This window comes from Streptomyces hydrogenans (assembly GCF_014656075.1).
In the GTDB taxonomy this organism is placed as follows: Bacteria; Actinomycetota; Actinomycetes; order Streptomycetales; family Streptomycetaceae; genus Streptomyces; species Streptomyces hydrogenans.
In genome coordinates, this window is record NZ_BNBS01000137.1 from 1 (window position 1) to 21,564 (window position 21,564).

Here is a 21,564-nt window from a genome sequence, read left to right on the forward strand (position 1 = left end):
ACCGGCCCGGGCGTCCGCCTGGACGCGGCGTGCCCGGTCGGCGCGCCCCGGGCCGTGCGCGAGCCCGGCGGGCAGGTGCGGCTGCTCTTCGACTGGCCGTCCGGCGCGGGCGCCGTGCACGCCGCCTGGGACGGCGGCGAGCTGCGGATCAGCCGCAGCCGCTACGTCCGCGAAGGGCTCCGGCTCCCCCTCGGGCCCGGGCCCCGGCACGTGACGCTCCGGCCGCTCGTCCCCGAGGCCCGGCCCGGCGACGGCGCGGCCGTCGGCGTGCCCCGCGCCCCCGTCGGCGTGGACGTCCCCGGTGAGGCCGTCGTGCGCTACCGGCTGCTCACCCGGCGGCGCGGCCTCGGACGGCGGGTGCCGTACGCCGTGGAGGTGAGCGCGCACGGACACGACCCGGCCCGGCCGCTGCCCGACCTCGTCCTCGTCCACCGGGACTCCGTCCGGCCCCGGCACGCCGGGGACGGCACCGTCCTGCTCAGGGTCGCGGGCGCCGCGCTCGCCGCCGCCCCGTTCCAGACCCTCGGACTCCCCCCGGCCCCGGACCTGTCCCGCCCGCCGTACGCGCTCCGCGCGTTCCTGCTGGGCGACGGCGCCGGAGCCGTACGCCTAGAAGAACCCGCCCTCACGACCCTGGTGGTGCGCTGACATGACGACGGTGATCTGCCCCTACTGCTTTCACCGCACACAGGCCGCCCGGCTGCCCTACCGCTGCCTGATGGCGCGGACCGGGCTGCGCGGCGGCACCCCCTGCGACCCCGAACGGGACGACCGCTGGGCCGGCTTCACCGGGTCGACCCGCGCCCCCGCCGCGTACATGCGGGGGCCCGTCTTCACCGTGCCCCGCACCCTCGCCGGGCTGCGCGGGCCGAGACCGCGCGCCGAGTGCCCGCACTGCGGGGTGCCCACCCCCGTCCGGGTCTGCGCGAACTGCCACAGCGACCTGCCCAGCGACTACTGCGAGCAGGACAGCCGGATCATCGCCCTGGTCGGCGCCAAGGCGTCCGGCAAGAGCACCTACGTCTCGGTCCTCGTCAACGAACTGCGCCACCGGGTCGGGCAGGCGTACGGCGCGGCGCTCGCCGCCATGGGCGACGAGAGCCAGCGGCGCGACCGCGAGATGGCGGAGGACCTGTACGACCGGATGCGGCTGCCCGACGCCACCGTGCCGTCGGCGGCCGGCTTCAACGACCCGCTGCTGTACCGGCTCAGCCTGCCCCGCAAGGGCTTCGGCCGGGATGGCAGCCGGCACACCGCGCTGGTCTTCTTCGACGCGGCCGGCGAGGACCTCAAGTCCGCCGAGTCCATGACCCGTTACACCCGCTACCTGGGCGCCGCCGACGGCATCGTGCTGCTCGTCGACCCGCTCCAGCTGGGCGCCGTCCGCGACACCGTCGGCGACCGGGGCGGACCGATGCCCGCCCGGGACACCCCCGCCCTCCAGATCGCCGCCGAGCTCGCCACCCAGCTCCGCTCGCACGGACGCGGCGGCTCGCGCGGCCGGGTCGACACCCCGCTCGCCGTCGCCGTCACCAAGACCGACACCGTACGGAGCCTGCTCGACCCGCACTCGCCGCTGCTCGGCAACGCCCCCCACCCCGGCGGCCGGTTCGACGCCGCCGACCGGCTCGCCGTCCACGAGGAGACCCGCTCGCTCCTGGAGGGCTGGGGCTCCGGATCGCTCTGGCGGCAGCTGGAACGGGACTTCTCCGACGTGTCGCTCTTCGGCATCTCCGCGCTCGGCGCGCCGCCGCCCGACGAGGCCCCCGCCGACGCGCCCGCCGCCGGACCCCAGCCGGTGCGCGTCGAGGACCCGCTGCTGTGGCTGCTCGCCCGGCGCGGCCTCGTGCCCGTCGCCAAGCCGCCGCGCGAGAACGGCAAGGGGGTGCCGGCCGCGTGAGCCTCCTCCAGATGCACTACACCTCGGCGCCGCCGGGACCCGACGGCGCCGGCTTCCGCTTCACCGCCGTCAGCCCCGGCGTGCCCCACGCGGTGCTGCGCGAGGCCGAACAGCTCGTCGGCTACGAGCCGCCCCGGGACGCCCCCGCCCGGCCGAGCGACGCCGAACTCGGCCTCTTCCCCGAGATGTTCGGCTTCACCCGCCTGTCGGACGGCAGCGGGCTGCTGAGCCGCACCGTCTACACCGGCGCCGACTACAGCGGCCGCTGGGGCAACTTCCACGCCCACGCCGTCCTCCTCCCCGCCGGCGAGCCGCTCCCCGACGACCTGCCGCCGATCGCGCTGTGGGGGGCCGCCGAATGGGCCGACCGCTCCCCCGAGGGCGGCCCGCCGCCGCCCCTGGACCGGCTCACCCCCGGGCTCCCCGACGGCCTCGGACCCACGCTCACCGCCTTCGCCGCCGGGGCCGGGCCCCGGCTCGCCGCCCTCCTCGCCGACCTGCGGCGCCTCGCCGAGGACCCGCAGGCCCCTCAGGTGGTGCTCGCCGAGCCCGACACCCGGGACGTCGTCCACTGGCTGATCGTCGCCTGCGCCGCGCTCCCCCGGGACGTGGCCCGCGACCTCACCTTCACCACGTACACCCGGCGGCCCCAGCACGCCCGCCAGCAGGTCGTCGGCGTCCGCCCCGAGGACGCCAGGGCCGTCGCCGGGCAGCCGCACCGCTACGCCGTCCACGACCGCGCCGACGGCCGGGCCGAGCCGCCCGCCACCGGCGACGTGTGGGCACTGACCGCCGCCGCCGTCTGGGCGGCCGGCGCCACCCCGCTCTTCAAGCGGGTCCAGCGACTGCCCGGCGCCGGACCCTTCGCCGCCGGACCGCTCGCCGCCCTCGCCCTCACCGAGGACGTCCCCGTCCCGGCCGGCGCGGTCGCCGAGGCCGCCCGGTGGGCCGCCGCGCACCCCCGGGCCCTGGACGAGGCCGCCCTGGAGACCTTCCTGCGGGCCGTCTGCGACGAGGACCGTCCCGGCGCCCTCGCCCCCGACGCCCTCGCCGCCCTGCTCGCCGCCTTCCGCGACGCCGTCCCGCTCGCCGCCACCGCCGTGATCTCCGCCCAGCTCCTCGCCGCCGCCGTCAGCGACCGCGCCGCCGCCCCGCCGGCCCTGCCCCCCGGCGCGCCCCCGGAGCCGTACCGCGACCGGCTCGCCGGAGACCTGGGCGAACCGGTCCGGGCCGGGCTCGCCACCCCCGCCACCCCGCACCGGCGCACCGCCGGCCTGCTGCGGACCGCGCTGACCCTGGGCGTCGAGCACGAGGACCTGCTGCCCGGACTCGCCGAGCGGCTGTGCCGACAGGTCCTGGACCCGGCCGGGGCGGACGACGCCGTGCGCGAGGTCCTGGCCGCCTCCGAGCCGCTGCGGCAGCGCCTCCTCGACCTCCTGGAGACCCGGGCCGCCGACCATCCGGAGGAGGTCGCCGACGCGCTGCGCGCCGCCCGCCTGCCGCTCGACGGGCCCGGGGACCGGCCGCACCTGCGCCTGTGCGCGGCCGCCGAGCCCGTGCCGAGCGGCACCGCGAACCGGACCGCCGTGCTGGCCGAGCTGCTGCGCCGGGCCGGCCTGGACGGCGGCCCCGGCACCCCGCTGGTGCTGCGCACCGCGATGGGCCTCGTCTGGCCGGACCGCACCCCGACGGCGGCGGAGGCGTCCTCCCTCCTCACCCGGGGACCCGCCCTGCACCAGGCGGCCGGCACCTGGGACCACCTGGTGAGCGCGGCCGTCGACGCGCCCGCGAACGACGCCGACGCCCCGCTCCTCGCCCGGATGCTGCTCGCCGAGGGCCCCGAGGCCCTCGGCCGGGCCGTCCTCGGCGACCTGAAGCTGCTCTCCCTCGTCCAGGCGCTCCAGCACCCCGACGGCGACCCCACCGTCCCGCACGGGAACCTGGTCCACCGGGTGCAGGCCCTGTCCCAGAGCGCCCGGCCGGCCGTCCAGAAGCGCGCCGCGCACGCCCTGGCACTGCTGCTCCTGCGGCCGACCCGGCCCGCCGGGGAGGTGCGGGCGCTCGCCGAGAGCAACGACCCGTCCCTGATCGACGCCTACGACAAGGCCGCCCGCTCCCCCGTCCTGACCGACTTCCTCACCGCCCCGCACCGGGTGGCCGACTGCTACCTGGTGTGGACCGCCCACCAGGGCGTCGGGCCCGTCTGGGAGCTGACCCGCACGGCGCTCCTCGACGAGGTGCTGCGGCCCGTCGTCCGCCGGCTGCCCGAGGACCAGCTGCGGGCGGCGGCGGACGTCCTCGCCCGCACGGCGCCGGGGCGCCGCGCCGCCTTCGAGGAGTGGTGCCGCCCGCCCGGCGGGGTGAAGCAGATCTTCCGCCGCTTCGCCGTCCGCAGGCCCGACAAGGCGCCGGAGCCCCGATGGGGCGACGTCCGGCCGCCCCGCGACGAGGGGAGGTGACCGGATCCGTGGACGGTGGAGAACTGACCCGGCTGATCCTCACGGTGCTCGTCGCGCTGTGGGCCGTCACGGCCCTCGCGGTCTGCGCCGGGCGCGCCTTCTGGACCCTGCTGCGCGTCACCGCGCGGGCGGCCGTGGTCGCCCTCGGCCCCTACGACGCGGGCCGCTCGGACCAGCGGGTGATCCCCGTCGACGCGGAGCCCGCGCTCCCGTCGTACTGGGCGCGCCAGCTGTGGACCGACACGGCGGGCGTCCTCGGCGCCGGTCTGCGGACGCCCTGGCGGACCTGGCGGGACCACTGGATGAAGCGGGTCGCCCTGCGGCTCCTCCAGCGCCGCAGGCCGTCCACCGGGCGGCGCGGCGCCAACCCCCTGACCCGGCTGTGGCTGTGGCTGATGGCCCCCGGCACCGCGCTCGGCGCCACCCTCGCGGTGCTGCTCGTCGCCGTGCTGCACGGGGCGGCGCTGCTCGTCTTCGGCGTGCTCGTCACCCTCGTGTGGACCGGCTGGCTGCTCGCCGTCGGACTGCTGCGCGGGACGGAGCGGGCCTGGCTGGCGCTGCGCCGGGTCCGGCCGGTCTGCCCGCACCCCGGCTGCCACCGCCCGGTGCCGCTGGCCGTCCACCGCTGCCCGCAGTGCGCGACCGAGACCCACCGGGAGCTGCGGCCCGGACGGTACGGCGTCTTCCGGCATGCCTGCCGGTGCGGTGCCCGGCTGCCGTCCTCGCTGTTCACCGGCCGGGCGCTGGTCGCCGCCGAATGCCCGTCCTGCGACCGGCCGCTGCCCCCGTCGCTGGCCACCACCCGGGTGGTGCACGTCCCGCTGATCGGCGCCTCCTCCTCCGGCAAGACGATGCTGATGGCCGCCGTGGTGACCGGGCTGCGGTCCTGGGCCGCGAACGGCCGGCTGACCCTCGACTACGCCTCCGACGCCGACCGGCACGACAGCGCCCTGCTGGACCGGCGGCTGCGGGACGACGACTGGGCGCTGAAGACCCAGGGCGACCAGCGGGCCTGGATGCTCCTGGTCGGCCGGGGCGCGCGCCGCCGGCTGCTGTACCTGTACGACCCGATGGGCGAGGCCCTCCAGGGCGCCGACCGGCTGCGCGAACAGCAGTACCTCGCCCACGCCGACGGCGTGCTCTTCGTCGTCGACGTGCTCGCCGACCGGGCCGTGCGGCAGCGGATCGCCGACGGCGACGCCACCGTCGCCGCCGGGGCCAGGCCCGCCGCCCAGGGGCCCACCGAGACCTTCGACGGGCTCAGCGGCGAGCTCACCGCACTCGTCGGACGCAGGGGGAGGCTGCCCGTGGCCGTCGTCGTCACCAAGCGGGACGTGCTCGACCGGATCGCCTCGCTGCCGCCCGCGGGGGCGCAGGTCGACACCTGGCTGACCACCCTCGGCCTCGGCGGACTCGTCCGCAACCTCACCCACCAGTTCGCGACCGCCCGCTACTGGTCGGTGAGCGCCTTCACCGCCACCGGCACCGGCGCACTCGACCCCGAGGGCCGCCGGGCCGCCGAGCCCGTCCTGTGGCTGCTCGCCCGGTCCGGACTGCGGGTCGGCGCGCTCGTCGACGCCCGGACGGGCGGAGCGGGGGTGCGCGGCCGATGACCGTGGTCACCCCCCGGGTCGCCCGCTCCCGGAAGGCCGTACGGGCCCTGCTGACCGCCGCGACCTGGCTGGTCCTGGCGGCGGCCGTCCTCGGCGCCGTGTACGGCGCGCCCGGCCTCCTCGACGCGATCCTCCGGTTCGCCGAGGAGGTCCCCGCCCGCTGGGAGGAGCTGACGGCCGTCGGCCCTCCCCCCTGAACCGCTGCCCCCCGTCCCCGACCCACCCACTCCCCAGGAGGAAATCGTGACCGACCTCCCCGGCGGCGCCATGGCGAACCGCCCGGTGCACTTCATCTGGCTGCTCGACACCTCGTACTCGATGCTCGGCGAGAAGATCGGACAGCTCAACTACGCGATCCGGGAGGCGATCCCCGAGATGCAGGCGGTGGCCCGCGACAACCCGGCCGCCCAGCTCCTGCTGCGCACCATCACCTTCTCCACCACGGCCCGCTGGCACCACAAGGACCCGGTGGAGGTGGACGCCTTCACCTGGCAGGACGTGGCGCCCGACGGCACCACCAACCTCGGCGAGGCGCTCCACCTGGTCGCCGGGGAGCTCCAGACCCCGCCCATGCCCGAGCGGGCCCTCAAGCCGGTGATCGCGCTGGTCTCCGACGGCGCGCCCACCGACGACTGGCGGGCCGGGCTGCGGGCGATCGAGGCGACGCCGTGGGGCCGCAAGGCGGTCCGGGTGGCCATCGCCATCGGTTCGGACGCCGACCGGGGCGTGCTCCAGGAGTTCCTGGCCAACCCGGAGCTGCGGCCGCTGGACGCCAACAGCCCCAAGCAGCTGGCCGCCGCGATCCGCTGGGCGTCGACGGCGGCGGTGAAGGCGGCCTCGCAGCCGGTCGCCGGGGGCAACGGTCCGGGTGACGGGCCGACGAAGCCCGCCGCCCCCTACGCGCCGCCGGTGCTCGGCACCGACGACGACGACGTGTGGTGAGCGCCCTGCCGCACTGGGAGGTCCTCCACACCAGCGTCATCGGGTACGGCAAGAAGCTCAACCAGGACTGGGGTCAGATCGAGGGCACGGGCTCGGCGCAGGACCCGCTGGTCCTCGCCGTGGCCGACGGGCACGGTTCCGTCGCGTACCCCCGCAGCGACCTCGGGGCGCGCTTCGCCGTGGACCTCTTCGTGGCCAGGGGGCGGGAGTTCGGCGCGCTGATCCGCCCGGGCCGGCTGCGGCGGCTGCGCGACTACGCCCGGTACGAGCTGCCGGAGCAGCTGGTGCGGGACTGGCAGACCATGGTGTGGGAGCACTGGAGCCGCCAGCCCGGCCCCGAGGGGGCCGACGCGCCCCGCGAGGACGTCCTGCGGCTGTACGGCTCCACCCTCATCGGGGCGGTGCTGGCCCCCGGCCTGTTCGTCTCCTGGCAGTTGGGCGACGGCGAGCTGACGGTGGTGGACGAGGACGGGCGGGTACGGCTGCCGCTCGCCCCGGAGCGGGCCGAACTCGGCGACGAGACGGCCTCCTTGTGCATCAGGAAAGCCTGGCACCTGATCCGGGTGCACTGGGAGCCGCTGCCCGAACCGGAGCGAGGGCCCCGGCTGGTGGCCCTGTCCACGGACGGCCTGTCGAAGAGCTTCGCCTCGGACGAGGGGTTCACCGCGTTCACGGCGGGGCTGTACGAGCGGCTGGCCGACCGGGGCGTGCCCGGCATCGCCGAGGACGTGCCGCGCTGGCTGGAGAAGGCGTCCCGGCACTCCGGCGACGACACCACCCTGGCCCTCGCCCACCGCGCGGAGGGCGAGGACGGGACGCCGGGGCCCGACCCCAGGACCGCCTGGGCCACGGCGCCGGAGCCGGCGCCGCCCTGGGACGCGGGGACGGACCCGGAGCCGGCGCCCGCGCCGACCGGGTCCTGTGACGGCACGACGAACGACGACGAGGAGACGGAACGACCATGAGCGGCATGCTCGACAGCGGGGACACTCTGACCACCGGCACCGGGGAGACCCTCCTCGTCGACCGTCTGCTCGGCTCGGGCGGCCAGGGCGAGGTGTACCGGGTGACGCTCCCCGACGGCTCCGCCAAGGCGCTGAAGTGGTACTACCCCGAGAGCGCGACCCCGCAGCAGCGGCAGGTCGTCGAGGACCTGGTCGCCCGGGACTTCGACGACGAGCGGTTCCTGTGGCCGACCGCGTTCGTCGACGCGGCACCGGACCGCTTCGGCTATCTGATGGACGTGCGGCCGGACCGCTTCCGGGGACTGCCCGAGCTGTTCCGGCGGACGGTCACCACCACCTTCCGGGAGCTGCTGACCGCCTGTCTGTACACGGTGGAGGCGTACCAGGCGCTGCACTCGCGCGGCATCGCCTACCGGGACATCTCCTGGGGCAACATCTTCTTCGACCCCGCCACCGGTGACGTCCTGGTCTGCGACAACGACAACGCGGTGGTGGAGGGCGACCGGAGCGGCATCTCGGGCACCATGGGCTTCATGGCCCCGGAGCTGGTGCGCGGCGATCCGGGGGCGATGCCCGGCACCCAGAGCGACCTGCACTCGCTGTCGGTGCTGCTCTTCATGTTCCTGGTGAACCACCACCCCTTCAAGGGGGCCAGGGAGCTGGCGATCCGCTGTCTGGACGAGCACGCGGAGCGCCGGCTGTACGGCCGCGACCCGCTGTTCGTCTTCGACCCGGACGACGCGGACAACCGCCCGGACCCGGTGGAGCACACCACGGTGCGGGCGCTGTGGCCGCTGGTGCCGGTCTCGCTCCAGAGGCTGTTCACGCAGAACTTCACCAAGGGGCTGCGGGAGCCCTCGGCCCGGGTCCGCGAGTCCCAGTGGCGCGACGCCCTCCGGGCGGCCCGGGACGCCGTCGTGGAGTGCCCGAACTGCGGCCGGCAGAACATGACGGAGCCGGGCGCGGCCACCCCGGGCACCTGCTGGAAGGACGGGACACCGCTGGTGCTGCCGCCGCGGCTCGTGGTGACCACCCCGCCGCCGCGGACGGAGCGGCACATCATGCTCGGGCGGGCGGCGCGGATCCACCGCCACCACCTGACGGCCGAGCCGACCCGGCACGACTACTCGGACGGCAGCCTCGTCGCCGAGCTGGTCGAGCACCCGCAGAAGCCGGGCCGGTACGGTCTCGCCAACCGCTCGGCGGAGGTGTGGACCGGCACCCGCTCGGACGGCACCAGCCAGCGGATCGGGCCGGGGCAGACGGTGCCGCTGCGCTCCGGTCTCGCCCTCGAACTGGCCGACGGCGCCCGGGCCGAGGTGCGCGCCCGCTGAGCCGGCCGCTCAGCCGCCGAAGAACGCCAGGATCCCCTGGACCAGGGCCATGCCGCCGCTGCCGACCGTCACGTACGGCTCGACGGCGGCGAGCGCGGTGCGCACCCGGCCCTCGTCGGCGGGGCGGCCCTCCTCCTCGGCGGCGGCGAGCTCGTCCCGTACGGCCCGCGCGCGGGTGACGACGGCGGTGTCGGCGGGCAGTTCGCGCAGCAGGGTCACGAGCTGCTCGGCGAGTTCGCGGGCGCCGACCGGCTCGCCGGCCCGGTGGTAGTGGTGGTTGGTGACGGTGTTGTCGTTGCCGAAGGCGTTGCCGCTGACCGGGCCGTTGAAGTTGAAGGTGTTCACGGGGTCCCCTTTCCTTGGGCCCACTGCCCGCCGGGGGCGGGCTGTGCGCCGCCCGCCCCGGGCTGGCCGGGCGTGTTCTGGACGACGTTCTGGTGGCCGAAGGCGTTCCCCTGGACGATCCCGTTGAAGTTGTACGTCGGGTTGGCGTTGATGATCTGCTTCGTCGAGTCGAAGGAGGCGCTGTCGATGTGGTGGGACTTCAGGAAGCGCTCGGTGGCGATGAGGATGCCGCCCTGGAGGCGCTGGAGGTAGTCCTGCGCGTCGGCGGAGTCGCCGAAGAGCAGCTGGTCCCCGTCCGAGACCCGTTCGCGGATGCTGTCGGTCGCGCCGTGGTCGTACAGCACGTTCCGCTTGAAGATGTCCCGGCGGGCGCGCTCCAGGGCCCGGGCGCGGGCGCGCCGGTCGCGGCGGCGGCGGGCGGCGCGGGACCAGGAGCCGGTGAGGCAGCGCCACCAGATGCCGTTGGTGCCGCCGAGCAGCGTCCGGACCCGGTCGAAGCCCTGGGTGGGGAGGGTGGTGACGGTGTGGTAGCGCGCGGCGGGCGGCGGGATGACGAAGACCATCACCTCCCAGGAGAGGCTGGGGTGGTGCAGCCGGGCCCGCATGTGGACGGAGACGACGACCCGGCCGCCGTCGCTGATCCGCTCCAGGCTGAGGTAGGTGCGCATGCCGGCGCCCGAGCGGATCAGGCCGGTGCGGACGAGGTCGGGGTCGATCTGGGCGCGCGGGCGGCCGAGGCGCGATTCGAGGAGTTCGTCGGCGAGGTACGGCAGGTGGTCGCCGGAGACGTAGAGGCGGTTGCGGGCGCGCAGCCCCTCCAGGCCGGATATGTTGCCCATCTCGCGGGCGACGAAGGTGTGCAGGTCGACCGCGTCGAAGGGCTTGATGGTGAGCTTGTGCCCGGGCCGGGCGGGGTCGTCGGCGGGCTGGGAGACGTCGATGGGGTGCCAGACGACGTCCTTGAGCTTCTCGCCGTGGCCGACGAAGGGGTCGTCGTGGGCGGCGGCCGCGGTGTACGGCAGGACGTTGGCCTTGGCGAGGGCCCGGAGCCGGTCCTCGGCGGCGGCCTCGACCGGCGGGGCGTGGTCCTCGGGGCGGCCGTCGTCCTGGAAGACCCGCTGGGCGTCCCGCCAGGAGAGGGAGAGGTCCCGCCGGGTGACCCACCAGCCGCCGGCGGTGCCGGCGAGCGCGAGGGCGGTGGCGGCGGTGGCCGCGGCCGGGCCGGTGGCGAGGCCGTAGGGCACGAGCCCGACGCCGGTCCAGAGCGCGAGGTACAGCAGGGACAGGGTGCGGTCCCGGGCCCGCAGGCGACGGGCCGCGACCCGCGCGTGCCGGGCGAGGGCGACCAGGTTGACGCCGAGCGGCAGTCCGAGGGCGGTGAGCCGGTCCCCGGTGAGCTCGACGTCCGTGCGGTGCGCGAAGGAGTCGTCGAGGTAGACGTGCGCGCACAGCTTCCGGGTCACCGCGTCCCTGCGGTAGGTGGGAAGCGGTGCTAAGTGCCTGCCGGCCATGCGGTCCCCCTGATCCGTCTCCGGACACCCTAGGGGGGACCGCACATCCGTGTCAGGACTCCTCGGGCGCCAGCCGCAGGGAGATCGAGTTGATGCAGTAGCGCTGGTCCGTGGGGGTGGGGTAGCCCTCGCCCTCGAAGACGTGGCCGAGGTGCGAGCCGCACCGGGCGCAGCGGACCTCGGTGCGGACCATCCCGTGGGAGGTGTCCGCGACCAGCTCGACGGCCTCGGTGTCCTTCGGGTCGAAGAAGGACGGCCAGCCGCAGTGCGACTCGAACTTCTCGTTCGACGTGAAGAGCTCGGCCCCGCAGGCGCGACAGGAGTACACGCCCTTCGTCTTCGTGTCCGTGTACTCGCCCCGGAATGCGGGCTCGGTGCCGGCCAGCCGGAGCACCTGGTACTCCGACGGGGTCAGCTCCGCCTGCCACTCCGCGTCCGACTTCTCGACCTCGTACGCCATCGTCCGTCCACTCCCTCAGTTCGCCAGGCGGGCCAGGATCGCCGGACCGAGGTCCGTGACGTCGCCCGCGCCCATGGTCAGAACGAAGTCGCCGGGCCGGGCCATTCCCGCGATCACGTCGGGGACGGTGCCCTTGTCGTGGACGGGGGTGACGTCGGCGCCGGCGGCGCGGGCGGCGTCGAGGATCAGCGCGCTGGTGACGCCGGGGATCGGGTCCTCGCGGGCCGGGTAGATGTCGAGGACGACGGAGCCGTCGGCGAGCGCCAGGGCCTGGCCCATCTCCGTGCCCAGTTCCTGGGTGCGGGAGAAGAGGTGCGGCTGGAAGACGACGAGGAGGCGGGAGTCGCCGGCGGCGCCCCGCATGGCCTCCAGGTCGGCGGTCATCTCGGTGGGGTGGTGCGCGTACGAGTCGATGACCTGGACGCCCGCGGCCTCGCCCTTGAGCTGGAGGCGGCGGCCGACGCCGGTGTAGGCGGTGAGGGCCTGGGCGAGGGCGGCCGGGTCGAGGCCGGCGCGGGCGCCGGCGGCGAGGGCCGCCGCGGCGTTGTGGGCGTAGTGGCGGCCGGGGACGGAGACGGTGAAGGTGTGCTCGGCGCCGTCGAGGGCGACGGTGACCTCGCTCTTCATCCCGTTCGGGACGATCTTGAGGATGTGGGCGTCGGAGCCCTCGCCCTCGCCGACGGTGACGATCTCCAGGTCCTCGCGGCCGGTGGCTGCGACCCGGGCGGCCAGCTCGCGGGCGCCGGAGTGCTCGCCGACGACGAGGGTGCCGCCGAGGCGGAGCTTGGCGGCGAACTTCTCGAAGGACTCGTAGATCTCGTCCATCGAGGCGTAGTTCGCGTGGTGGTCGAGCTCGACGTTGAGGACGATCGCGACCTGGGGGTCGTACTTCTGGAAGCTGCGGTCGCTCTCGTCGGCCTCGGCCACGAAGACCTCGCCGGCGCCGTGCCGGGCGTTGGTGCCGGGGCCCGCGAGGTCGCCGCCGATGGCGTACGAGGGGTCGAGGTCCAGCTCGGTGAGGGCGACGGCCAGCATCGAGGTGGTGGTGGTCTTGCCGTGGGTGCCGGCGACGGCGATCGCGGTGAGCCCGTCCATGAGCGAGGCGAGCGCGTCGGAGCGGTGCACCACGGGGATGCCGAGCTCGGCGGCGCGGGCCAGCTCGGGGTTGTCGGCGCGGATGGCGCTGGAGACGACGACGGCGGAGGCGTCGTCGGCGAGGTGCTCGGCGGCGTGGCCGAGGTGCACGGTGACGCCGTGGGCGCGCAGCGCCTCGGCGGTCGGGGAGTCCTTGGCGTCGCTGCCCGCGACCTTGGCGCCGCGCTGGGCCAGGATCTTCGCGATGCCCGACATTCCGGCACCGCCGATGCCGATGAAGTGCGGCCGTTCCATGGCGGCAGGGATGGCGGGTGCCATGCGGTTCTCTCCCCGGGTGTGCGTACGACGTGTCGGCTCCAGCCTAGTGGCTGCGGCCGTACGGCCCGGGGAGGCGGCGCTCCCCGGGCCGTACGTCCGTCGTCACGCGCTGTGCGCGCGGGGCCTCACTCGCTGTGGGCGAAGAGCTTCAGGACGGGTACGCCGACCTTGTGACGGGCCCGGGAGGCCCAGTCCCGGTGGAAGAACTCCTCGACGTAGTGGGGGGCCGTGAGGACGATGACCTCGTCCGCCTCCGACTCCTCGACGACCGCCTTCATCTTGTCCAGGGGGTGGTCCTCGACCACCTGTCCGACCGCCTCGCAGCCCGCCTCTCTCAGGGCCCGGAGCGAGTGCTCCAGGGCCAGCTCGGCGGGTTCTCGGGCCGCCTTGCCCTCCGGTTCGTCGCCCTCGCGGGTCGCTTCCTTGAGTTCGCCCAGGGCGACGTCGTCGATGGCGCGCAGCAGTACATCGGCCTGGTCACCGCGCGGCTGCATCAGCACGATGAAGGACACGCCCTCGTCGCCGTGCAGGGTGGTGACGAATTCCACGTCCACGGACGTCAGGGGCTTCTCGATCATCAGAACGCTTGTGAACACCTCAGGAGCCCTTCTGCGGAAACCATCCTTCCCCGTGACCGCACGGGGACTGCGACTGTGATTGTGCCCAGCCGACGCTAAGCGGAACGACAAATTCCGCCGATTGTCAGATCCGACGGTAGCGGCTGAACAGGAAGCCGTCCTGCTCCAGCAGCGAAGCCAGCCCAAAGCGTGTCGGAAGCGCGAGCGAGGGCCCGTGGGCGATCCGCTGGGCGTCACCCGCCGTCATCGTCGGCGAGAGCGTCAGGCACAGCTCGTCGAGCGCCTCCGCGGCCGTGAACTGGCCGAGCAGCCGGGGCCCGCCCTCGGTGAGCTGGCGGCGCAGCCCGCGCTCGGCGAGCAGGGCCACGGCGCGGGCGGGGTCGACGGCGGCCCCGTCGCCCGCCAGGAGCACCTCGACGCCCGCGTCCCGGGCCGCCGCGATCCGGTCGGCGGGGGCTCCCGCCCCGGTCAGGACCAGGGTGGGCACCAGCGGCTCGGTGAAGAGCGGGAGGGCGAGGTCCAGGTCGAGGGAGGCGGTGACGATCGCGATGGCGGGGGCGGGGCCCTGCCCCGCGGCGGCCCGGCGCTCCGCGAAGACCTCCCGGGCCCGGGCCGGCCGGTACCCCTCCAGGCGTACCGTTTCCGCACCCACGATCACGACATCCGCGAGCCCCCGGAGCGTGCCGAAGATCCGCATGTCGGTCTCCGAGGAGAGCGGCTGGGAGCGTCCGTCGTGCTGTCCGGCCCCGTCCAGCGAGGAGACCATGTTGGCCCGCAGCCAGACCTCGGCGTCCACCGGATAGGCATAGGAGTCGGCCAGCTCGTCGAGGGACCACTCCCGGTCCCCACCGTTGACCTGGGCGTTCGGGGCTGTCATGTCCGTCACAGGGAAGAGCTGTCGCATTCTCGCAGTCTGACACGGCGCTTACAGTGGGGAACTGTGTCGACCCGTGCCCTGAATGAAGCCGCCTCCGCCGCGGCGGCCCCGCTCTCGCTGTGCTCGCGCGAGCCCCACGTCCCCGCGGACCGTCTCGTCGCGGAGATGGTCCCGCCGCCGCGCTTCGACTCCGTGCGCTTCGACACGTACCTCCCCGACCCGAACCAGCCGAGCCAGTGCGAGGCCGTGAAGGCCCTCTCCGGCTTCGCCGAGACCCTGGGCGGGGCGCACGCGACCGGCGCGGGGAAGCGCCGCTGGTTCGCCCGGAAGCCCGCCGCCCCGGCCGGCCCGCGCGGCGTCTACCTCGACGGCGGCTACGGCGTCGGCAAGACCCACCTGCTCGCCTCGCTCTGGCACGCCACCCCCGCCGAGCCCGCGCTCAAGGCGTTCGGCACCTTCGTGGAGCTGACCAACCTGGTCGGCGCGCTCGGCTTCCAGCAGACCGTGCGGACCCTCAGCGGGCACCGCCTCCTGTGCATCGACGAATTCGAACTGGACGACCCGGGCGACACCGTCCTCGTCTCCAGCCTGCTCGGCAAGCTGGTCGAGGCGGGCGTGGCGCTCGCCGCCACCTCCAACACGCTCCCGGGCAAGCTCGGCGAGGGCCGCTTCGCCGCCGCCGACTTCCTCCGCGAGATCCAGGGCCTCTCCGCGCACTTCAGGCCGCTGCGGATCGACGGCGAGGACTACCGCCACCGGGGCCTGCCCGAGGCCCCCGCGCCCCACTCCGACCAGGTCGTCACGGAGACCGCGTACCGCGTACCGGGCGCCTCCCTGGACGACTTCCCGCATCTGCTCGACCACCTGGCCAAGGTGCACCCGAGCCGGTACGGCGCCCTCACCGACGACCTGACGGCGGTCTGCCTCACCGACGTCGGCCCGGTGCCCGACCAGTCGACCGCGCTGCGGCTCGTCGTCCTCGCCGACCGGCTCTACGACCGCGAGATACCCGTGCTCGCCTCCGGACTCCCGTTCGACCAGCTGTTCAGTGACGAGATGCTGAACGGCGGCTACAAGAAGAAGTACTTCCGCGCCATCTCCCGGCTCACCGCCCTGGCACGGGACGCAAAGGGGCTCGTGGCGCAGTAGGTTGGGGGCCATACCCGATCGAAAGGGATCCACCATGGCCACCACGCGTACCGCCCACACCGTCTGGGAGGGCGAGCTCCTCAAGGGCTCCGGCACCGTCACCTTCGACTCCTCCGGCATCGGCTCGCAGGCGGTGTCCTGGCCGTCCCGCGCCGAGCAGGCGAACGGCAAGACCAGCCCCGAGGAGCTCATCGCCGCCGCGCACTCCTCCTGCTTCTCCATGGCCCTCTCGCACGGCCTGACGGGCGCGGGCACCCCGCCCACCCGCCTGGAGACCAAGGCGGACGTCACCTTCCAGCCGGGCGAGGGCATCACCGGGATCCACCTCACCGTGCGCGGCGAGGTCCCCGGCCTGGACGCCGAGGGCTTCGCGGCGGCCGCCGAGGACGCCAAGAAGAACTGCCCGGTCAGCCAGGCGCTCACCGGCACGACGATCACGCTCACGGTCGAGCAGGGCTGACGTCCCGCCACCCCGCCCGCACACGGGTGGGATTGCGCCATTCGAGGCGTCGTGGACCCGCGTGACGGCATCACGCACTCCGGTGCGTGGTACACACAGCGGGTCCACACCTGTCTTCGGCGGGAAGGCCGCTCATGTCCGTGACACGACGTCAGATCCTGGCCCGCACCGGCGCCTCCGTCGCCGGGATCGCCTTCACCGGCGCCCTGGCCGAACTCTTCGCCGGTGCCCCGGCCGCCGCCGAGCCGCTCGGCGGCTACGGCCCCCTCCTCCCCGACCCGGCCGGACTGCTCGACCTCCCGGCGGGCTTCTCCTACCGGGTCCTGTCCCGCGAGGGCGACCGGCTCCGCTCCGGCGAGGGCCGGGTCCCGAGCCACTGCGACGGCATGAGCGCCTTCGCCGGCCCGTACGGCGGCGTCCGCCTCGTCCGCAACCACGAGAACCGCCCCGAGGCCCGCCACGCCGTCCCCCTCGTGCCCGGCCTCGTCTACGACCGGGGCGGCAAGGGCGGCTGCACCGTCCTCGGCCTCGACGCCGACGGGGAGGTGCGCTCCGAGCGGGTCGGCATCGCCGGCACCGCGGTGAACTGCGCGGGCGGCCCCACCCCCTGGGGCACCTGGCTGACCTGCGAGGAGACCGAGGACAGAGCGGGCACCAAGGGGTACGAGAAGGACCACGGCTTCGTCTTCGAGGTCGACCCGGCCGACCCGCACCGCACCGGGGCCGTCCCGCTCACCGCTCTGGGCCGCTTCGCGCACGAGGCGGTCGCCGTGGACCCGTACACCGGGATCGTCTACGAGACGGAGGACGCCTTCGAGCACCCCTTCGGCCTCTTCTACCGCTTCCTGCCCGAGCGCCCGCTCGGCGGCACCGGCGCGCTGCGCGCGGGCGGCACCCTCCAGGCCCTGCGGGTGCCCGGCGTCCCCGACCTGTCGGAGGTGCGGGAGACCGGGACGGTCTTCGAGGGCGTCGAGTGGGTGCCGGTGCCCGACCCGGGGGCCACCGGGACGCCGATCCGCTTCCAGGACTTCGGGCCGGGCGGGATCACCCACGCGCAGAAGCTGGAGGGCTGCTACTGGGGCGGGCGGTCCGTCTACTTCGTCTCCTCCTTCGCCCGCACCTCGGACGGTTCCGGCGCCACCCACTTCGGCCAGGTCTGGCGGTACGACCCGCACGGCCGGCGGCTCACGCTCGCCGTCTCCTTCGGCCCGGACACCGACGTCCGGCTGCCCGGCGAGTCGCCCGACAACATCTGCCTGGCGCCCACCGGCGGCCTGATGGTCTGCGAGGACGGCGGCGGCGCCCAGCACGTCTTCGGCGTGAACCGGCGGGGCGAGGTGTACGCGGTCGCCCGCGGCGCCCAGGACATCGGAAAGCCCGGAGCACCCGCGTGGGGCGAGTTCGCCGGCGTCACCTTCTCCCCCGACGGCTCCACGATGTACGTCAACTGCTACGAGCCGGGCACGACCTTCGCCGTGACGGGGCCCTGGTCCTGAGCCCCGCCGCCGGGCGCCGGCTCAGGCCAGGGTGACGGCGCTGCCCCACCAGTGGTTCGCGGGGACGTTCCAGGAGCGCAGCGGGGTGCCGAAGGCCCCCGAGGCGTCCGGTTCGAAGGTGTAGAAGGCGGCGCGACCGTCGCTGTAGCCGTAGAAGGCGGAGACGTCGGACCGGCCGTCGCCGTCGTAGTCGCCGGAGGCGATCCGGACGTTCTCGATCCACCAGTTGCCGGGCGCCGTGGTCCAGGACTTCACGGGGCTCAGGAAGGTGCCGTCCGCGCGGGTGGTGAAGGTGAAGAGGGAGATGCCGCCGTCCTCGTAGCCGTACATGGCGGCCACGTCGGCGCGGCCGTCGCCGTCGTAGTCCCCGGCGGTGAGCTTGACGTTCTCGCCCCACCAGTAGTTCTCGGGGACGTTCCAGGACCGCACCGGGTCGGCGAAGCCGCCGTCGGTGCGGGACCTGAACGTGTAGAGGGCGGCCCGGCCGTCGTTGTAGCCGTAGAAGGCGGCCACGTCGTCGCGGCCGTCGCCGTCGAAGTCGCCCGACGCCAGCTTCACGTTCTCGCCCCACCAGTGGTCGGCGGGGACGTTCCAGGAGCGCAGCGGGGCGCCGAAGCCGCCGGTGGCGCTCGACCTGAAGGTGTAGAGGGCGGCCCGGCCGTCGCTGTAGCCGTAGAACGCGGCCACGTCGTCCCGGCCGTCGCCGTCGAAGTCGCCCGACGCCAGCTTCACGTTCTCCGGCCACCAGTTGCCCGGGGCCGTCGTCCAGGTCTTCACCGGCGCGGCGAAGCCGCCGTCGGGCCGGGCGAGGAAGGTGAAGAGCGCGACCGAGCCGTCGGCGTAGTCGTACATGGCGGCCAGGTCGGCGCGGCCGTCGCCGTCGAAGTCGCCGGCGACCGGCTTGATGCTGCGGTGGGTCCAGTTCCCGGGGGTCGTGGTCCAGGACTTCACGGGGGCGGCGAGGCCGCCGTCGGGCTTGCCGAGGAAGGTGAAGAGGGCGACCGAGCCGTCGGCGTAGCCGTAGAAGGCGGCGTTGTCGTCGCGGCCGTCGCCGTTGAAGTCGGCGCTCACCCGGGAGGCGGCGTCGTCGCGCCAGGCGGGCTCGACGGGCGGGGCGGGCTCGTCGGGGTAGGGGTCGGCGTGGTCGGCACCGAGGCCGGCGCGGGGACCGCAGGTGGGCCAGGCGCCTTCGCCCTGTCCGGCGAGGACCTTCTCGCCGACGAGGATCTGCTCCTGCTTGGTGGCCAGGTGCGGATAGGTCGCGTAGTTGCTGCCGCCGAAGGCGCGCCAGGTGCTGAGCTTGAACTGGAGGCCGCCGTAGAAGCCGTTGCCGGTGTTGATGGACCAGTTGCCGCCGCTCTCGCACTGGGCGACCTTGTCCCAGGTGGCGACGGAGGCGGCGGTGGCCGGGGCCGAGGGGAGCAGGGCCGTGCCGGCGACGGCCAGGGCCGCGGCGAGGACGGCGCGGACTCCGGTGAGGGAGGTCTTGCGTGCCATGGGAGGTCTCTCGTCTCGTGGGAGAGGGCGGCGACACCGGAGTGCCGCCGCCCTCGGGGGTCGGAGCGGGATCAGCCGAGCTTCACGTGGTCGCCCCACCAGTAGTCGGCGGGGACGTTCCAGGAGCGCAGCGGGGTGCCGAAGGTGCCGGCCGCGTCCGACGTGAAGGTGTAGAAGGCGGCGCGACCGTCGCTGTAGCCGTAGAACGCCGCGACGTCTCCGCGGCCGTTGCCGTCGAAGTCGCCGGAGGCGATCTGGACGTTCTCGATCCACCAGTTGCCGGGCTCGGTGGTCCAGGACTTCACCGGGTTCTCGAAGGTGCCGTCCGTGCGGGTGGCGAAGGTGAAGAGGGCGACCGAGCCGTCCTCGTAGCCGTACATCGCGGCCACGTCCGCGCGGCCGTTGCCGTCGTAGTCGGCGGCGGTGAGCTTGACGTTCTCGCCCCACCAGTAGTTCTCGGGCACGTTCCAGGAGCGCACCGGGTCGGCGAAGCCGCCGTCGGTGCGGGACTTGAAGGTGTAGAGGGCGGCGCGGCCGTCGCTGTAGCCGTAGAAGGCGGCCACGTCGTCCCGGCCGTTGCCGTCGAAGTCGCCCGAGGCCAGCTTCACGTTCTCGCCCCACCAGTAGTTCTCGGGGACGTTCCAGGAGCGCAGCGGGGTGCCGAAGCCGCCCGAGGCGTCGGAGGAGAAGGTGTAGAGGGCGGCGCGGCCGTCGCTGTAGCCGTAGAAGGCGGCGACGTCGTCGCGGCCGTTGCCGTCGAAGTCGCCCGAGGCGAGCTGGACGTTCTCGGGCCACCAGTTGCCGGGCGCCGTGGTCCAGGACTTCACCGGGTCGGAGAAGCCTCCGTCGGTGCGGGACTTGAAGGTGAAGAGCGCGACCGAGCCGTCGGCGTAGTCGTACATCGCGGCCAGGTCGGTGCGGCCGTTGCCGTCGTAGTCGCCGGCCGTGAGCTTGACGCTCTTGAAGGTCCAGTTGCCCGGCGGACGGGTCCACGACTTCAGCGGCGCGTCGAAACCGCCGTCGGACCGGGCGAGGAAGGTGAACAGCGCGACGGAACCGTCGCCGTAGCCGTAGAGGGCGGCGACGTCGTCGCGGCCGTCCCCGTCGAAGTCCGCGTTCACGCGGGAGGCGGCGTCCTCGCGCCATGCCTCGGGCTCGGGCTCCGGGGCCGTGGCGGGGGCGACGTCGAAGTGGTTGCGGTCGATGTTGAGGGTGGCTCCGCCGTACGTCTCGGTGGAGTTGCCCTTGTACTGGTGCGCCCGCCGCCTGCCCTGCCAGTAGGTGCTGCCGGGCAGGCCCATCGAGCTGTTGGAGACGTCGGCCGCGCCGTTCCAGTTGGCGGTCCACAGCACGTCGGGCTCGGTGTAGCGGGAGTTGCTGTGCAGGGCGGCCATGTCGCCGGAGTTGCCGATGTTGGCGTACACGCCGGAGCGGAAGCCGAGTTCGTGGACGCGCGCGCTGTAGGCGGAGAGGTAGTCGAGGACCCGGGTGCGGTAGGTCGTGGAGGGGTAGTCCTCCATGTCCGTGTACAGCACGGTCCGGGGGGCGAATCCGAGGGCCTTCGCGCGGGCCACCGCGTCGTCGGCGGACGCCCTGCCCTGCGCGGCGGCGTCGGCGGGCGTGATCCCCGCGGCCTGGCGGCCCGCGTAGATCGGGATCATGTGCCAGCCCTCGGCCGTGCGGTCGGAGACCCAGCCGGCGGTCAGGTTGGGCTGGGCGCAGACCCGGGTGGGGCCGCCGATGTAGATGCCGACGCCGGCGTAGGGCGAGTCCGCCTTCCAGGTCCGCATCAGGCTCGCGGAGGGGGCGGTGCAGGCGTCGAACGCCTTGCCGGTGTACCCGGTGGTGGGCTCGGCTGCCAGGGCCCGCGCGGTTCCGGCGGTCCCCTGGGCCTCGGCGCGGGGGGCGGGCAGGGTGCCCGGGACGGCGGCCGGTCCGACGCGCCCGGAGCCGATCACCCGGGAGACGGTGTCGGTGGCGGCGCCGTGGACGGCCGTGACGAGCAGCCCGGCGCCCTCGACGGAGAGGACGACCTCGCGGTCCACGTCGTCCCCGACGCGGGTCGGGAGGGGCCGGCCGGCCGGCACGCGGAGCACGGCCGCGGGGTCCGGGACGGTGGCACCGGCGAGCGGCTCCACCACCAGGGCGTCGGTCCGCTCGCCGACCGCGTCGGCGGGGCAGGACTGCCGGGCGCCGGGGTGGCCGAGGTAGAGGGTGGCCGTGTCGAAGCGGACGCAGGTCCCGGGGGACTTCTCCAGGTCGACGACGCGCCAGTCGGCGGGGACGTCCAGGCGCAGTCCCCGGTACTCGACGGGCCGGGTGTCGCCGGCCGCCGCGGTCGCCCCGGGTGCCGTCGGCAGGGCGGAGGCCGCGGGGGCGGTGACCCCGGCCAGCGCCAGGGCGGTCAGCGCGGCGGCGACGGCCCGGGCGGCGCGGGGGCTTCTCGTGGTGCGGACAGGGGGTGGTGCGTGCATCGAAGGACTCGCTTCCGGTGTACGGGCCGCGGGCGGGCGGGACAGACGGACGGGGCGGGGCGGCGCGGAGGGCGGGGCCGCCGGGCGGGGT

General features: G+C 74.7%; 18 protein-coding genes and 1 pseudogene. 11 read left to right on the forward strand and 8 right to left on the reverse strand.

Annotated elements, in window-relative coordinates; translation table 11 throughout:
- From IE321_RS35265 to IE321_RS35300, 8 genes and pseudogenes are all read left to right on the forward strand, one after another.
- Positions 1 to 648: pseudogene (locus IE321_RS35265) on the forward strand (hypothetical protein); the annotation flags it as partial.
- A gap of 1 nt (position 649) precedes the next feature.
- Entirely contained in the window at positions 650 to 1,900 is a 1,251-nt protein-coding gene (locus tag IE321_RS35270; RefSeq protein ID WP_190225901.1) for a TRAFAC clade GTPase domain-containing protein, read from the forward strand.
- Positions 1,897 to 4,359, forward strand: a complete 2,463-nt coding sequence (locus IE321_RS35275; protein ID WP_190225902.1) for a GTPase-associated protein 1-related protein — start codon at positions 1,897 to 1,899, stop codon at positions 4,357 to 4,359. Before IE321_RS35270 ends, IE321_RS35275 begins: the two co-directional genes overlap by 4 nt.
- A gap of 8 nt (positions 4,360 to 4,367) precedes the next feature.
- A complete protein-coding gene (locus tag IE321_RS35280; RefSeq protein WP_195833485.1) occupies positions 4,368 to 5,972 on the forward strand; it encodes a TRAFAC clade GTPase domain-containing protein in 1,605 nt (534 codons plus the stop codon).
- Positions 5,969 to 6,169 carry a hypothetical protein gene (locus IE321_RS35285; RefSeq protein WP_043231377.1) on the forward strand — a complete coding sequence of 67 codons (201 nt, stop codon included), beginning with the start codon at positions 5,969 to 5,971 and terminating at the stop codon, positions 6,167 to 6,169. The genes IE321_RS35280 and IE321_RS35285 overlap by 4 nt, the downstream gene beginning before the upstream one ends.
- 70 nt (positions 6,170 to 6,239) lie before the next feature.
- Positions 6,240 to 6,914: a vWA domain-containing protein gene (locus IE321_RS35290; protein WP_043231394.1), complete on the forward strand. Its 675-nt coding sequence runs from the start codon at positions 6,240 to 6,242 to the stop codon at positions 6,912 to 6,914.
- The gene (locus tag IE321_RS35295) at positions 6,911 to 7,879 is read left to right on the forward strand and encodes a PP2C family serine/threonine-protein phosphatase (protein ID WP_226651432.1); all 969 of its coding nucleotides are present in this window, start codon (positions 6,911 to 6,913) and stop codon (positions 7,877 to 7,879) included. The genes IE321_RS35290 and IE321_RS35295 overlap by 4 nt, the downstream gene beginning before the upstream one ends.
- The gene (locus tag IE321_RS35300; RefSeq protein ID WP_043231375.1) at positions 7,876 to 9,213 is read left to right on the forward strand and encodes a protein kinase domain-containing protein; all 1,338 of its coding nucleotides are present in this window, start codon (positions 7,876 to 7,878) and stop codon (positions 9,211 to 9,213) included. Before IE321_RS35295 ends, IE321_RS35300 begins: the two co-directional genes overlap by 4 nt.
- Before the next feature lie 9 nt (positions 9,214 to 9,222).
- Here IE321_RS35300 and IE321_RS35305 read toward each other — a convergent pair whose 3' ends face one another.
- The 6 genes from IE321_RS35305 to IE321_RS35330 all read right to left on the reverse strand — a co-directional run bounded on the left by IE321_RS35305 (position 9,223) and on the right by IE321_RS35330 (position 14,424).
- Positions 9,223 to 9,558, reverse strand: a complete 336-nt coding sequence (locus IE321_RS35305) for a hypothetical protein (RefSeq protein WP_190225904.1) — start codon at positions 9,556 to 9,558, stop codon at positions 9,223 to 9,225.
- A complete protein-coding gene (locus tag IE321_RS35310; protein WP_190225905.1) occupies positions 9,555 to 11,069 on the reverse strand; it encodes an AbeC-like domain-containing protein in 1,515 nt (504 codons plus the stop codon). The genes IE321_RS35305 and IE321_RS35310 overlap by 4 nt, the downstream gene beginning before the upstream one ends.
- Positions 11,070 to 11,121: 52 nt before the next feature.
- The gene (msrB, locus tag IE321_RS35315) at positions 11,122 to 11,529 is read right to left on the reverse strand and encodes a peptide-methionine (R)-S-oxide reductase MsrB (RefSeq protein ID WP_043231371.1); all 408 of its coding nucleotides are present in this window, start codon (positions 11,527 to 11,529) and stop codon (positions 11,122 to 11,124) included.
- Positions 11,530 to 11,544: 15 nt separating this feature from the next.
- Positions 11,545 to 12,942, reverse strand: coding sequence for a UDP-N-acetylmuramate--L-alanine ligase (gene murC, locus IE321_RS35320; protein ID WP_190225906.1), 1,398 nt, complete (start codon positions 12,940 to 12,942; stop codon positions 11,545 to 11,547).
- 125 nt (positions 12,943 to 13,067) lie between these two features.
- Positions 13,068 to 13,538 carry a hypothetical protein gene (locus IE321_RS35325; protein ID WP_043231367.1) on the reverse strand — a complete coding sequence of 157 codons (471 nt, stop codon included), beginning with the start codon at positions 13,536 to 13,538 and terminating at the stop codon, positions 13,068 to 13,070.
- 106 nt (positions 13,539 to 13,644) lie between these two features.
- Complete coding sequence (locus IE321_RS35330; protein ID WP_190225907.1) at positions 13,645 to 14,424, reverse strand: pyrimidine reductase family protein; 780 nt, start codon at positions 14,422 to 14,424, stop codon at positions 13,645 to 13,647.
- Positions 14,425 to 14,460: 36 nt separating this feature from the next.
- Between IE321_RS35330 and zapE the strand changes: the two genes are divergently transcribed.
- The 3 genes from zapE to IE321_RS35345 all read left to right on the forward strand — a co-directional run bounded on the left by zapE (position 14,461) and on the right by IE321_RS35345 (position 17,502).
- Positions 14,461 to 15,546, forward strand: a complete 1,086-nt coding sequence (gene zapE, locus IE321_RS35335; RefSeq protein WP_043231363.1) for a cell division protein ZapE — start codon at positions 14,461 to 14,463, stop codon at positions 15,544 to 15,546.
- Positions 15,547 to 15,580: 34 nt separating this feature from the next.
- Positions 15,581 to 16,006 (forward strand): OsmC family protein, encoded by a 426-nt coding sequence (locus tag IE321_RS35340; protein ID WP_043231361.1) that lies wholly within the window; start codon positions 15,581 to 15,583, stop codon positions 16,004 to 16,006.
- A 134-nt stretch (positions 16,007 to 16,140) separates the two neighbouring features.
- Positions 16,141 to 17,502 (forward strand): alkaline phosphatase PhoX, encoded by a 1,362-nt coding sequence (locus IE321_RS35345; protein WP_190225908.1) that lies wholly within the window; start codon positions 16,141 to 16,143, stop codon positions 17,500 to 17,502.
- Between the two features lie 21 nt (positions 17,503 to 17,523).
- On the opposite strand, the gene IE321_RS35350 is transcribed toward IE321_RS35345, so the two are convergent.
- Positions 17,524 to 18,999 (reverse strand): transglycosylase family protein, encoded by a 1,476-nt coding sequence (locus IE321_RS35350; RefSeq protein ID WP_190225909.1) that lies wholly within the window; start codon positions 18,997 to 18,999, stop codon positions 17,524 to 17,526.
- Positions 19,000 to 19,070: 71 nt separating this feature from the next.
- Entirely contained in the window at positions 19,071 to 21,473 is a 2,403-nt protein-coding gene (locus IE321_RS35355) for a glycoside hydrolase domain-containing protein (RefSeq protein WP_226651430.1), read from the reverse strand.
- Positions 21,474 to 21,564: the final 91 nt, after the last annotated feature.